Raw genomic sequence first — 13,537 nt, 5'->3', positions numbered from 1 at the left:
TCTTCTATTTCGTGTAAATCTCATTAGCTTGTTGAAATTTGCAACGTAGGAAGGATTAGAAGGATGAGAAAGATTATTAGCGTTTTAGTTATTTTCTTTATGACGGGAAGTATCTTTGTTGGGGGAGCTGTTCATGCGAAAGCAGAAGGGAAGCATGAATGGAATACGAATAAGCTTTTAAATATTGCACATCGCGGAGCAAGTGGACATGCACCTGAGCATACTTTTGCTTCTTATGATTTAGTTAAAAAAATGAAAGCGGATTATTTAGAGTTAGATATTCAATTAACAAAGGATGGCCAATTAATTGCAATGCATGATACAGCAGTTGATCGCACTACAAATGGAACAGGCGAAGTACGAGATAAAACGTTAAGCGAAATAAAGAGTTTAGATGCTGGATCATGGTTTAATAAAGCGTATCCAGAAAAGGCTAAGCAAGAGTATGTTGGGCAAAAGGTTCCAACTCTTGAAGAAATCTTCCAAAAGTATGGAAGAAGTATGAAGTATTATATTGAAACAAAATCACCAGATGTGTATCCAGGAATGGAAGAGAAATTGTTGACGTTGTTACAAAAATATAATTTAGTAGGCCAAAACATGTCTTCTAGCCGTGTTATGATTCAATCATTTAGTAAAGATAGTTTGAAAAAGATTCATAGTATGAATGAAAATATTCCGTTAGTTCAATTGCTTTGGTATTATCCAAATGAAAACAATGAAATTGTTGAATGGTCTGGTATTACACATGAACCGAAAAGTGTAACAAATGATGATTTTCAAGAAATTAAAAAGTATGCAGCTGGTATTGGACCAAACTTACGTAATGATAACGGAGAACTAATTATTGATGAGTCATATATGAAAATGGCTAGGAAAAATGGACTGTTAATTCACCCTTATACAATTAATGAGAAACCCGATATGAGACTGTTAATCAAATGGGGTGCTACAGGAATGTTTACAAATTATCCGGATCGATTACATAGTGTATTAAAGGAAAAATAAGTGGAAAAGGGTATACCAGTGTTTTAGGTATACCCTTTTTAATTTAACTCCCCGATAAACGTAATCTCTTTTTCATAGCATTCATCTGCATCATAAATAATTTCTTGAAAGTGAAGCGTTTTGAAGGAATGACAAACTGAAATTTCCCATGTCTCCCAAAAATCAATTTCATTTGAAAGAAGAATCCATTTTTGAAATTCACTATCTCTATTAAAGAAATTATGAAAGTAGTCCTCATTTTTAAATATAATGATTTGCGAATCCCATAAATTATTTATAGAAATCAAAACAACAACTCGATATGTATGGGTATCGCTCGGTTTTATATTTATTAAATGATTTGCTTGATTTAATAAGGTTTGAATACATAATCGTTTTACTTTTCTAGGCGTTTTACAAGAATCGATAAAAGCTTGAGAAACTGGTAAAGGCATATTCCAGTATTCATCGTTATAGAAAGTAGAAGGGAACATTTTTGTATGTTCCTCAATTCGCTTTATCATAGTGTTTGTTTTTCGTTTCATACCACGTATTTTCTTTTCACGCATTGTGAGTCATCTCCATAAATTTTTGTAATGCAGCAGAGTGATATATATCTTTTCTAGTAATAAAAGTAGTAGGAACTTTTTGGAAGCTATTTGGTAAAGGATTGAATGATATGTCATGTTTATGACCATTTAAAATAGACTTCATCATAATTGCTATGCCCATACCTGATTTTACACATGCGAGTATCGCTTCAATTGTTCCAAACTCAAATACTCGCTTAGGTGAAATTCCTTCTTCTTGAAGCCAATCTTCTAATAAATTTCTATAATAGCACCCGTGACTAAATGCAAGTAAATTCATGTCTCCTATGTCTTTAAAGGAAGATAAAGGCTTTTTGCTAATGAGAACTAATTCTTCTTCACGAAATATATTTGTATGAAGTTCGGCATGCTGAGTAGAGCCAGCTATAAACGCTCCGTCCAGTTTTCGTTCTAGTACAAGCCTAATTAATTGTTCCGTCGTATTTGATTCTAAAATTAATTCGACTTTTGGGTATTTCTCATAATAGGCCATTAATATAGATGGAAGTCTTACAGCGGTTGTAGATTCTGTACATCCAATTTTTAAAGTGCCTCTTGGTTCTATCCCATTACTTTGAACTGCTTTAACAGATTGATCCATTAAGTGGATAATTTGTTTGGCGTATGTTAATAAAATCTCACCGTTAGAAGTTAAAGTTACACCTTTTCCGTTTCGATAAAATAAAGGCACACCTAATTCGTTTTCTAGTTGTTTCATACGCATTGTTACGCCAGACTGTACATAGTTTAAATTTTTAGCTGCATGAGATATGTTTTTTTCTTTCGCAACTTCGTAAAATACAGTTAAATCTTTTATATCCAAGTATCATCCCTCCAGAAAAGGTATCATTTTTTTTGATGGATTACATGATAAATCTTTATTTTATATGATATCAGAACTTTCATACAATGGAAGGGGATGGAGGGATTATTGTGTTAATGGAAGAAAGGGTGAATAGTACTTATAAGTGGGTTATGTTAATTTTTGCGACGGTTGCTCAAACAACAGCGACACTTATAACGTATGGTGTTGGAGCGTTTGCTTTATTTTGGAAAGAAGAATATGCATTTACGAATACGGAGATTGGATTGTTAGTAAGTGTTGTAAATATAGGACCGCTATTTTGTATGCTTTTTGTCGGGCGGCTACTTGATCAATACAATGAAAAGTTGTTAATTTCAATAAGTTCATTTTTACTAGGAAGTTCGTTTTTACTGACTAATATGGTCAATGAATTTAATAGGTTACTCTTTGTACTTTTATTAGTAGGAACGTTTTATAGTGTTTCGCAGCCAGGAGGAAGTAAGGTGATAATGAAGTGGTTCTCAAAAGAAAATCGCGGGTTAGCGATGGGGATTAGACAAGCCGGTATACCGATTGGTGGTACATTAGCGGGAGTATTGATCCCGTTTCTTACAATAAAATATAATATGGCCTATGCGGTAAATAGCATTGCATGTATTTGTATAATTGGAGGGTTTTTATATTTTATAAGGAACCATATATTCAAGAGAAAGTTAAACAAGAACGTAGTAAACTTTCTTTTTGGATGCAGTTAAAAGAAGTGATGTGTAAAAAAGAGTTGTATGCAATTTATATAACTGGCATTTGTATGATTTCATTGCAAATGGTGTTAGTTGCACACTTTATAAAATTTTTAGTATTGGAACAATCAATCACGCCAATTTTAGCTGGAAAAGTATTTTCCGTTATGTTCTTTTCTGGAATGGTTGGTAGGGTTATGTTAGCAGCTACTAGTGATTTGTTTTATAAGGGAAATCGGCGTATCCCCTTATTTATAACTGTTTGTATTTCTATTTTCCTCATTCTAATATTAGTAATGAGCATACATACAATAACGAATGTATTGTATGGTGTAAGTGCATTGTTAGGGTTCTTTTCAATTGGATGGTTTAGTCTTTTTATAGCTGAAGTTGCGGAATCAGCAAGTGAAGAATCGGTAGGGATGACAGTGAGTTTTGCACTTACATTAAATCAAATTGCAATTATTGCTGCGCCTGCTTTATTTGGTTATATTGTAGATAAGAAGGGATATACGTATGCGTGGTTATGTATAGTTGTATTACTAACTATTTCAGCGGTTAGCTTATATGGGAAGTATAGAAAATGAAGGAATGTTAGCAATGTAAATTTTTTATGAAGAAAGTCTAAAGAAATGTTGAATGAGCGACATTTCTTTTTTTATTTGTTGTATAATCAAAATGTAAATGAGATTCGTTTTCAATTTCGTTCATTGCCTCTTTTGAAATTACCTGTAATTTTAGCCATAATTAGCTGTTTTTCTTTATCGTTATTTGCATGATTTATTTTATTTAAAAATTTTTTAGCGTCATTTCCTTTTAATGTAATAATTTGTTTTCCGTAATATTCAATTAATAACATGTTATTTTTTGTTATCCGATAATGAAACATCTTATCATCTAAACGATTGCGTTTATCGGTGTTTTTCATAGTACATCTCCATTCTTTTTAGTATGTAACAAATGTTACAAAAGAATTTGAAATTATAGTGTAATGCATCCGATTGTATGTTGGAAATTTTGCAAGAAAGAAATACAATAGAGAGTAGTCAAAATTGAAAATGAGAAAAAGGAATCTAGTTTTAACAGAGTGAATATTAAATAATATTATAATATACTTGATAATTAAAAGATATAAAATAGAATGGATATACGTTAAGTGAAACTAGATAAAAGAGGGTTCCTAGTATGTTAAAGAAATGGTTAATCATTTTCTTTATTTTTGCTGTTTTTTGTGGAAGTGTTGTTACACTAATACATGCAAATAAAGGAAAAAAATATGATACAAAGGCATTTTCTAATGTAAATAGTAAGCAAAAAGATGTTAAGCAGGAAATTGATGTGAATGAGAAAAAGCGTTATGAAATTGCAGCTGGAAAACTAGATCAGTACTTAAAAGATAAAGGATTTAATGGGAGTGTTCTTGTAGCAAGTAAAGATCATGTCATTTTACGAAAAGGCTACGGTTATGCGAATGTGAAAGATCAAGTATTAACAACGCCAAGAACGAAATATCGCATTGGTTCTATTACGAAAACAGTTGTTGCAATATCTATTATGCAACTAAAAGAAAAAGGGAAGTTGAACATTGAAGACAATGTAAATAAATATATCCCATCGTTTCCAGCAGATAAAAATATTACGTTACGAAACTTGTTAACACATACGTCTGGATTACCAGAACAGGGACAAGGTAGTGTTGACGCAGCATCACGGTTAAAGTTAGTAACGTGGATTGGGGCACAAACGTTACAATTTCCAGCAGGGACAGGATGGAAATATACAGATTATAATTATATGGTGCTTGCATATATTGTAGAAAAAATATCAAATAAACCACTTGCTGAATATGTGAAAGAAAATATTTTGACTCCTGTTGGAATGAATGAATCTGGAATGGGCGCAACACTCCCAGAAGATATTTTCTTAGCAGAAGGGTATACGAAAAAAGATAATAAGTTAATAGCCACACCTCGCTTAAAAATGAACTGGCTGTATGGTTGTGGTGAAATGTATACGACTGTTGAAGATATGAAAAAGTTAGATGAAGCTATTATGGATGGTAAACTACTTTCTAAACAAAGTGTATCAGATATGTTTTCTGCATCACCTGCAAGAAAATATGGATTTAGTTTCTATATTTACCCAGATTATTATCATAACCACGGTGTATTAGCTGGCTGGAACACTTTTAATAATTTTAACTGGGATAAACGAACGTTTGTCATATTATTTTCTAACGTCCAAAATGGTATGAATGATGCATTTAATCAAGAATTTAGGAAAATGGCGAATGATTTAATAGAAGGAAAATAATTATAAAAAATCGGTATTGATATGGAATTATCAATACCGATTTTTTTATTTTGTAAAGTTTTACTTACTGAATAAAGTGAAACTTTAATCAGTGGAGAGGCTTTGTTCATCCACCACTGAGTAGAAGCCCTCATCAATCGGGCTTTTACGGGCAACAGGGCCCCACTTAAATTCTTTGCTTCCGCTGAATTTTGAGGTGGGGGTCTTACTGCCCATAAATAGCGGGATAAATAGGTAAGAAAGGCGATTGGCATTTGAATAAATCTAAATAGGTAGTTAAATGTTAAGTAATGCAAAGAACAATTGGTAATTTTTACATTGATAAAAAAGCTTGAGCTTCACACTATGTGAAGCTTTACATTATTGGAGACAAGAACAGGAGGTTGAAAAAATGAAAAAAGCAATAAAGTTTTGTTTAATAGCTACATTATCTACAACGATTATTAGTGGATGCTCTTTTGAGGGGAACAATGAAAATGTTAAAGGGAAAGAAGGGGAAAAAGTAGAGGTACAGAAAAATGCTGGGAAATATACGATGCCAGATGAAAAAGATAAACATGAAGGTACATGGCTGCAATGGCCACATGAATACACATATGGTGAAGAGTATAAGAAGGAAGTTGAACCTATTTGGGTTAAGATGGCAAGTGCTTTAACTGAGGGTGAGAAAGTCCACATTGTTGCATATGACCAGGAAGAAAAAGAAAGAATCAATAACCTTTTAACAGATGAAGGGTTAAATATGGAGAAGATTGATTTCTTTATCGCGCCTACTGATGATGTATGGGCAAGGGACAGTGGACCAATTTTTATTTATGACAGCAATAAAAATCTCAAAATATTAGATCCAGCATTTAATGGTTGGGGGAAGAAAACACCGTATAAAAATGATGCTCAAATACGTAAAAATGTTAGTAAACAATCAGGAATTGAAAGAGTTGATTGGGGAAAATTTGTCCTTGAAGGCGGCGCAATTGAATTAGACAGCAATGGGACTGCTTTATTAACTCGAAGTGCGGTGACGAATAAAAATAGAAATCCTGATTTATCAGAAAAGGAGATTGAAAAATATATAAGTGACCTTGGGGTATCAAACTTTATTTGGTTAGACGGAGTACCTAATTTAGATATTACGGACTTTCATATTGATGGATTTGCTAAATTCCATAATAAATCTACCATTGTAACGATGAAAGAAGATGACCTAGCCGAATGGGGTTTATCTAATAAAGATATGGATACATTGTTAGATGCAAAAAATGCTTCAGGACAGAAATATAAGTATGAATACTTGCCGCTTAGTAAAGAAAAGGTTGCTTTAGAAAATGGAAAAACTCTCGATTATAAGGGGTCATATATCAATTATTATATCGGAAATACAGTTGTATTAGTGCCTAATTATAATGATCCGAATGATAAAATCGCAAACGATACGATTCAGAAGTTATACCCAGGTCATAAAGTAGTCGGTATTGATGTGAGAGAGTTGTATAAAAACGGCGGTATGATTCATTGTGTGACACAACAACAACCTATTGCATTGAAGTAATTGATTGTAATTTCGTTGTTCTGCTATATAGACAAAATAGGTGGAATCTTATTACCTATTTTGTCGTTCCTTATTATTTATAATAATAAAATTTTAATATAATGATAAATTAATTATAGTGTATATTCGCTTTTCGTTTTATATGGTAAAGGAGAAAAATGTTTGTGTTAAAGAATTTTAAAATAGTGTTTTCGTATTTCCCTATCGTTTTACAGTACATTTTAAATGTAACTTTAATTTGCTTAGGGGTTATTCTAAGTGTGTTTCTTATGAAAGAAGTCATTCAGTTTATACAAGAACTGAAATTGGATGGTAATGAATCGAGTTATCATTTAATCATTTATTGTTGTTTTAAAATACGGTATTAAAAAAACTTGTCAAGAGTCAATATAAGGCTTAACGTCAGCCTTATATTTTTTTTATAAATATATAATATTTCTCCATGCTATAATCCATTCATAAAATGTACATGTTGCATGAGTTGTAACGAAAAAAGACATAAATTTAGGAATAGTTGGCTTTGTAAAATCAGTTATGTAACTACTATTAAAAAGCGAGATGAATAATATGGAACAAAAACATAATGGCATTATTTTTACTGCAATACCAGACGAATCAAATGAATATTATCAACCATTTTATGAAGACTTGATTTACTTTAATGAATGTTTAAATGAAAAGAAATCAATTGCGGATCAACTTATATCTTTATCTGTTGAAGAACAAGACTTTCATACGAGCTGTTTTGAGTATGATGATATTTGGCTAAGAGATGTTGCACCGGTTGTCACAAATCATCTAGTTAAATTTAAATATCGACCAAATTATTTGCCAGATGATCAAGGGCGATATTTAGATCAACAATTTAATAAATGGTTGAAAAAGAATGACTTTGAATATGTAAAATCCCCATTAATATTAGATGGTGGTAATCTTATTTGGAATAAAAAAGATACTGTAATATTAACAGAACGCATATTTGATGATAACGATGATTGGACAGAAGAGGAAATTATTGAGCAGTTAGAATGGGATTTAGATGTGAGCCGAGTTATTATTATTCCTGCTGAAGAAGGGGATGTACTAGCACACGCAGACGGAATGGTTAAATTTATTGATGAACATACAATGTTTATTAGTGATTTTTTAGGGGATCATGAATTTACATATAGTGTTCAAGAGATTATTAAAGAACAAATGCCAGAAGCTGAATTTATAGTTGTTCCTTCATCATATACAGAGAAAGGACAATATGATCAAGAGATAGCATCGGCAAAAGGGTTGTATATAAATATGTTAGAATCATGTGATGCTCTTTATGTTCCTAAGTTTGGACTAGCTAAAGATGAGGAAGTTTTACGATATATTCAACAGTATACGGAGAAACAAGTTATTCAAATTCATGTAGGAGAAATATCAACAATGGGGGGCGCGATGAATTGTTTAACGTGGTATTGTCCAAGTCATTTGTTACCTTCGAAAATGAGAAGATTGAAAAATCAGAATGGAAATTTTTCAATGAAGAAGATTTTTGATTGGTTTTAATAAATAAGTAATGAAAAGAAAATATATTCAAGGAGTATTGATATGTATACCATCGCTGAGTTTTCTCGGATTTGTAAAATGAGTACGCGGATGTTAAGACATTATGACAAAGAGGAGATATTAAAACCGGCATATGTGAATCCGGTTAATGGGTATAGGTATTATGAACAAGAGCAACTGGAAGTAGCGCTGAAAATAAAAAAGCTAAGGGAGTATAAATTTCCTCTTCCAAAAATTAAAATTGTTTTGCAGTCATCGGATCAAGATTCGTTTGTTCAACATATACAATCACAAATTATCGAGTTGTCTCAGGAAGTGAAACAAAATTTACAGGTTATTTCAGAAATGAATGAAATGGTAATGGTGAATAGTAGTCTAAATATTGCTCGCCATAGAAGTTACGATATATTAATGGGAATGAGGAACGAAGTAACGTTAATTACTCAAAGAGTAAAAATAGATATAGATGATATGGATGATTATTTTTATGACTTATATGAAGAGGTACAAAAAAATAACTTTCAAATAGTTGGTTCTCCATCTGCAGTCTTTTATGATGAAGAATATATTCCAAGTAACAGTGATATTGAGTTAAGAATTCCGGTTATGCAGGGGAATGATGAAGACGTAGCACAAGAGTATGAAATGAAACAACTAAGTCCACATCATATCGTTACTACTATGCATTATGGAAGTTACGACTATATAGGTTACGCTTATATAGCGTTAGAAGAATGGATTGAAAGAAATGGGTATGTAATAATTAATTCGCCATATGAGGTTTATATAAAGGGACCTGAATGTGATTGTTTAGCAGAAGAGTATGTGACACAAATTTGTTTTCTAGTTACGAAAATAGAATGAGAATAAGGATTGACATTAACATTATGTCAATCCTTATTCTATGTATGAAAGCAATTTATCATAATAAAAAGGAGAAGTAAAGAATCACCTTATAAAGTTGCTACAAGTAAATGAAGATATTCCTGTTGACCTTAACACGATGTCAAAGTATAGACTGTACGTACATTCATATAAGGGGTGAACACGTATGAGAAATATAGAGAATAGTTTGTTTTATATGCCTGCGGAATGGGAGAAACATGAAGGTACATGGCTCCAATGGCCACATGATAAAGCACATAGAGGTGAAGGCTTCAGAGCTAAGTTAGATGATATTTGGATATCGATGGCAAAGGAGCTTCACTATGGAGAAAATGTCCATATTGTTGTATGTGATGAAGAAGAGAAAATACATGTCCAATCGAAGTTAATTGAAGCTAATGTAAATATGGATAAAATTGATTTCTTAATTCAAGAAACTGATGATATTTGGATACGAGATAAGGGACCAATCTTTGTAACGGATAAGGAAGGGAATCGCTGCCTAACGCACTGGATATTTAATGGTTGGGGAAATAAATATCCGTACGAAAAAGACGCTAATATTCCGAATAAAATAAGTGAAATGTATCGTATTCCAAAAGTTGAATCTAGTGTCTGTCTAGAGGGTGGGGGAATTGAGATAAACGGAAACGGGACCTTAATGGCGGCGAAAACGTCTATTATAAATGAAAATCGAAATCCCACACTAAGTCAGAAAGAAATTGAAATGGAGTTAACGAAATATTTAGGAGTAACAAATTTTATATGGATAACTGGTATACGCGGAGAAGATAATTATGATGAAGATACGGATTATCATATTGATGGCGCGGCACGGTTTGTAAATGAAAATACGATACTGTATGAATATGATCTTTTCGATGAAGGAGAGCCATACCTTTTGGAGGCGTACGAAAAGCATTATCAAGAATTGCGGCAAGCGAAAAATATAGATGGAAAGCCATTTCAGCTCATTCCAGTACCAGTAACAAGAAAAGTGGTAAAAGAAGCAGATTGTAAAGGATCGTACTTAAATTTTTACATTGGTAATGAAGTTGTATTGGTACCTATATACGGTGATGAACATGATAAATTAGGGCTTCAAATCATTGAAGGTCAATTTCCAGGGAGAAGAATTGTCGGTATATATGTTAACGAATTGTATGCATACGGTGGTATGATTCATTGTGTGACGCAGCAGCATATAGAATAGAGTAATTCAAATAAAAAGCATGCAGAGTATATACTCTGCATGCTTTTTATAATGTTGAAAACTCCTCAACAAGTTGAGTGAATTGTTTTAATGCACTTTCAATCGGTTCTGGCGTTGTTAAATCGACGCCAGCTTTTTTCAATAAGTTTAATGGGTAGTCTGAACTTCCGCCTTTAAGGAATTCAATATAATTTTTCTGAGCATCCGGATCACGGCTTAATAGTTTATCAGCGATTTGAATGGCAGATGCGAATCCAGTTGCATATTTGTATACGTAAAACGGGCGATAGAAATGAGGGATTCTAGCCCATCCGTATTTTACTTCTTCATCAAATACAAGTGAATCACCGTTATATTCTTTAAATAGCTTTTCATAAATTTCACTGAAGACTTGTGCATGTAATGGTTTACCTTGTTCAGCCATTTCATGTGTGATTTTTTCAAATTCTGCAAACATAATTTGTGTAAAGAAAGTACCTTTAAATTTCTCAATAAAATGGTTAACTAAATGGTTACGCACGTTCGTATCTTTTGCTTCTTTTAATAAATAGTGAATTAATAACACTTCATTTACTGTAGAAGCGACTTCTGCGACAAAGATAGAATAATGTGCAGAAATTCTTGGTTGGTATCCATGTGAATAGTGCGTATGCATACCGTGACCGCATTCATGAGTAAGAGTGAACAGGCTGTTTAAATCATCGTGATGATTTAAAAGAATGAAAGGATGAACGCCGTATACACCAAAGTTATAAGCACCAGAACGTTTCCCTGGTGTTTCTCTTACGTCTATATATCTTTTATCTTTAAAACTTTTTAATGTCTCAATATATTCTTCTCCTAAAGGAGCTAGTGATGCAATCATAATGTCAAATGCTTCACTATATGGGATGTCTTGTTTTGCACCTTCTACTAAATCGACGCCTAAGTCGTATTGTCTTAGTTCATCTACGTTTAATTTTTCTTTTCGAATTTCATTGTATGTATGTAATGTTTGAATGTTTTTTTTCGTTGTATCAATTAGGTTTTCATATACTTCTTTCGGAACCATATCGCCAAATAATGATTTCTCTAGCGCTGATGGATAGTTTCTTAATTTCGAAACAGTAACATTATTTTTAATAGCAGCGGATAAAGTAGATGCGATGGAATTCTTTAACTGAACATATGGTTTGTAATATGCTTTATAAGCTTCTTTACGCTTTTCACGATTCGTATCTTCTATTAACTTTGCATACATTCCGCGTGTTAAGTTCACTTTTTCTCCATCGTCAGTCGTCACTTCACCAAATAATATATCTGCATTATTTAACATACCAAATGTGTGCTGTGGAGAAGAAAGAGCTTCACCCATTTGTGATAAAATTTCTTCTTGGTCCTTATTTAATACGTGTTTTTTATAACGGTATAATTCAAATAAGTCTTCTTTATAATATTGTAAGCCTTCTGTTTCTTCTATGTAAGAATGTAATGTGTTTTCGTCTATGCTAAGTAAGAAGGGGGAAAAGAAAGATTTCGCTGCACTTACTTTCACGTGTAATTGTGATACTTTATCGACAAGAGATTGCGCGTCAGTATCGCGTGTATCAAGGTCAGATTGTAATCGTGCATAAGCGAACATTAAAGATATTATGCTAGAAACTTCTTCACTCTTCGTTAAATAAGCTAATAAACTATTGCCATCGTGAATATTTCCATTAAACTCGTGTAATTCCTTCGTTAATACTTCAATTTTATGAAAATCACTTTCCCAATCTTCAATTGTATGGTAAATGTCTGTTAAATCCCATTTTTCTATATCAGCTACTTGTAATCGATCTTTAAGTTCTGTCATAATCATTTCCTTTCTAAACATGTAGTTATATTTCTATATAACTATGAAATACAACAAATTGCAAAAAATCCCTGCTGAAAATTGAAAAGCCCTGCTGAAATAAAAAGGCTTACTTACTTATAGTGTAATTCCGAATTTTGAATGTAAAAGGTTTGTATATTGCATGTCTGTAACGGTTTCTTTCGTTTTTTTACCATTTTTTGCTACTGTAAGGCTATCTTTCGTTAAAGAGGCATGCCCATCTTCAGTTAGTTTTACAATAAGAGGTACTTTATTAAAGGGTGATCCTTCATGTTCAACGATAATTTTTTGTGCTGTATTTGCTTTTTCTTCATCCACTTCTTCTATATAAAATGCATAGCCTAACGTCCAATCATCAGCAGAAGATTGATCCAAGAACTCATTGTTTTTCCGCATCTCTAAAATGTAGTTTCCCTTTTCGGTCATTTCTTTACGAATACGATAATCTCCTGTAATAGAGTGAATGACTTCACCTGAGAAAGGGACAGGGGCAAGAGGTAAGTATGATCCGAATCCTACTTCAATTAAATAAAGTTCATTATGATGTGTTAAAACGGTTGCGATATGGCCAGAATCAACAGCCCATATGGAGTTTGCAGCGTTATAAACTGTTCCTGAAACGAGATGAACATCGAATCCAGAATCTTTCAGGAAGTAATACATAGTAGGGTTGAGTTCATAACAAAGACCGCCACGGTTATTTACTAAAATTTTCTCTTTCAAATTTTCTTTTGATATTTCTTTAAAATTCTTTTCGAGAATATTTAAGTTTTCAAAAGGAACAGTTTGTGCCATTGCGTACATAATGTTAGATAAATCTTCAAATGAAACTGTGTCTTTTTCTTCTATATGTAATCGTGCGAAAAATTGTTTTTGAAAGTCTGTCATCGAAATCCCTCCGTTATGCTTTTATAGGTAAATTGTAAACAATCTTGAATAGGATGTGAAATTAAAACTACGTTGAATATTTGAAATTAGATTAAAAATAATATGAGAGAGTGAGAGATTGCTACTTTACTAACGGTGGGACGAATATTATAATAATTCTGATAAAC

General features: G+C 32.5%; 11 protein-coding genes and 1 pseudogene. 7 read left to right on the top strand and 5 right to left on the bottom strand.

Going from position 1 to position 13,537, the window contains the following annotated elements:
- Positions 1-63 precede the first annotated feature (63 nt).
- On the top strand, positions 64-1,008 hold the full coding sequence (locus NST27_RS17030; RefSeq protein ID WP_001226364.1) for a glycerophosphodiester phosphodiesterase: 945 nt from the start codon (positions 64-66) through the stop codon (positions 1,006-1,008).
- Between the two features lie 38 nt (positions 1,009-1,046).
- Here the strand turns inward: NST27_RS17030 and NST27_RS17025 are convergent, their stop codons facing one another.
- Positions 1,047-1,556: a DUF3916 domain-containing protein gene (locus NST27_RS17025; RefSeq protein WP_001208331.1), complete on the bottom strand. Its 510-nt coding sequence runs from the start codon at positions 1,554-1,556 to the stop codon at positions 1,047-1,049.
- Entirely contained in the window at positions 1,549-2,400 is an 852-nt protein-coding gene (locus NST27_RS17020) for a LysR family transcriptional regulator (protein WP_000351684.1), read from the bottom strand. The genes NST27_RS17025 and NST27_RS17020 overlap by 8 nt, the downstream gene beginning before the upstream one ends.
- A gap of 86 nt (positions 2,401-2,486) precedes the next feature.
- Between NST27_RS17020 and NST27_RS17015 the strand changes: the two are divergent.
- Positions 2,487-3,709, top strand: a pseudogene (locus tag NST27_RS17015) (MFS transporter).
- 110 nt (positions 3,710-3,819) lie between these two features.
- Here the strand turns inward: NST27_RS17015 and NST27_RS17010 are convergent.
- Positions 3,820-4,050, bottom strand: a complete 231-nt coding sequence (locus NST27_RS17010; RefSeq protein WP_000798789.1) for a hypothetical protein — start codon at positions 4,048-4,050, stop codon at positions 3,820-3,822.
- Between the two features lie 257 nt (positions 4,051-4,307).
- Between NST27_RS17010 and NST27_RS17005 the strand changes: the two genes are divergently transcribed.
- The 5 genes from NST27_RS17005 to NST27_RS16985 all read left to right on the top strand — a co-directional run bounded on the left by NST27_RS17005 (position 4,308) and on the right by NST27_RS16985 (position 10,627).
- Complete coding sequence (locus tag NST27_RS17005) at positions 4,308-5,435, top strand: serine hydrolase domain-containing protein (RefSeq protein ID WP_047386568.1); 1,128 nt, start codon at positions 4,308-4,310, stop codon at positions 5,433-5,435.
- A gap of 391 nt (positions 5,436-5,826) precedes the next feature.
- Positions 5,827-6,984, top strand: a complete 1,158-nt coding sequence (locus NST27_RS17000; RefSeq protein ID WP_000709177.1) for an agmatine deiminase family protein — start codon at positions 5,827-5,829, stop codon at positions 6,982-6,984.
- A 567-nt stretch (positions 6,985-7,551) separates the two neighbouring features.
- On the top strand, positions 7,552-8,529 hold the full coding sequence (locus NST27_RS16995; RefSeq protein WP_000435521.1) for an agmatine deiminase family protein: 978 nt from the start codon (positions 7,552-7,554) through the stop codon (positions 8,527-8,529).
- A 42-nt stretch (positions 8,530-8,571) separates the two neighbouring features.
- A complete protein-coding gene (locus NST27_RS16990) occupies positions 8,572-9,393 on the top strand; it encodes a MerR family transcriptional regulator (RefSeq protein ID WP_000287984.1) in 822 nt (273 codons plus the stop codon).
- A 187-nt stretch (positions 9,394-9,580) separates the two neighbouring features.
- Positions 9,581-10,627, top strand: coding sequence for an agmatine deiminase family protein (locus NST27_RS16985; protein ID WP_001244181.1), 1,047 nt, complete (start codon positions 9,581-9,583; stop codon positions 10,625-10,627).
- 46 nt (positions 10,628-10,673) lie between these two features.
- Here NST27_RS16985 and pepF read toward each other — a convergent pair whose 3' ends face one another.
- Together pepF and NST27_RS16975 are read right to left on the bottom strand one after the other, a co-directional pair.
- Positions 10,674-12,461 (bottom strand): oligoendopeptidase F, encoded by a 1,788-nt coding sequence (gene pepF / locus NST27_RS16980; protein WP_000137545.1) that lies wholly within the window; start codon positions 12,459-12,461, stop codon positions 10,674-10,676.
- A gap of 117 nt (positions 12,462-12,578) precedes the next feature.
- On the bottom strand, positions 12,579-13,370 hold the full coding sequence (locus tag NST27_RS16975; protein ID WP_000129195.1) for an arylamine N-acetyltransferase family protein: 792 nt from the start codon (positions 13,368-13,370) through the stop codon (positions 12,579-12,581).
- Between the last annotated feature and the right edge of the window lie 167 nt (positions 13,371-13,537).

Origin of the sequence: Bacillus sp. FSL W8-0770, from assembly GCF_038008705.1 — a bacterium.
GTDB lineage: Bacteria > Bacillota > Bacilli > Bacillales > Bacillaceae_G > Bacillus_A > Bacillus_A cereus.
The sequence above is the reverse complement of the archived record's forward strand: the minus strand, read 5'-3'. Positions and strand labels throughout refer to the sequence as shown.

What these genes read in the sequence shown, in the direction of transcription:
- NST27_RS17005 (WP_047386568.1), top strand. Translation starts at nt 4,308, where the DNA reads ATGTTAAAGAAATGGTTAATCATTTTCTTTATTTTTGCTGTTTTTTGT.
- NST27_RS17010 (WP_000798789.1), bottom strand. Translation starts at nt 4,050, where the DNA reads ATGAAAAACACCGATAAACGCAATCGTTTAGATGATAAGATGTTTCAT.
- NST27_RS16995 (WP_000435521.1), top strand. Translation starts at nt 7,552, where the DNA reads ATGGAACAAAAACATAATGGCATTATTTTTACTGCAATACCAGACGAA.
- pepF (WP_000137545.1), bottom strand. Translation starts at nt 12,461, where the DNA reads ATGACAGAACTTAAAGATCGATTACAAGTAGCTGATATAGAAAAATGG.
- NST27_RS16985 (WP_001244181.1), top strand. Translation starts at nt 9,581, where the DNA reads ATGAGAAATATAGAGAATAGTTTGTTTTATATGCCTGCGGAATGGGAG.
- NST27_RS17030 (WP_001226364.1), top strand. Translation starts at nt 64, where the DNA reads ATGAGAAAGATTATTAGCGTTTTAGTTATTTTCTTTATGACGGGAAGT.
- NST27_RS16990 (WP_000287984.1), top strand. Translation starts at nt 8,572, where the DNA reads ATGTATACCATCGCTGAGTTTTCTCGGATTTGTAAAATGAGTACGCGG.
- NST27_RS17000 (WP_000709177.1), top strand. Translation starts at nt 5,827, where the DNA reads ATGAAAAAAGCAATAAAGTTTTGTTTAATAGCTACATTATCTACAACG.
- NST27_RS17025 (WP_001208331.1), bottom strand. Translation starts at nt 1,556, where the DNA reads ATGCGTGAAAAGAAAATACGTGGTATGAAACGAAAAACAAACACTATG.
- NST27_RS16975 (WP_000129195.1), bottom strand. Translation starts at nt 13,370, where the DNA reads ATGACAGACTTTCAAAAACAATTTTTCGCACGATTACATATAGAAGAA.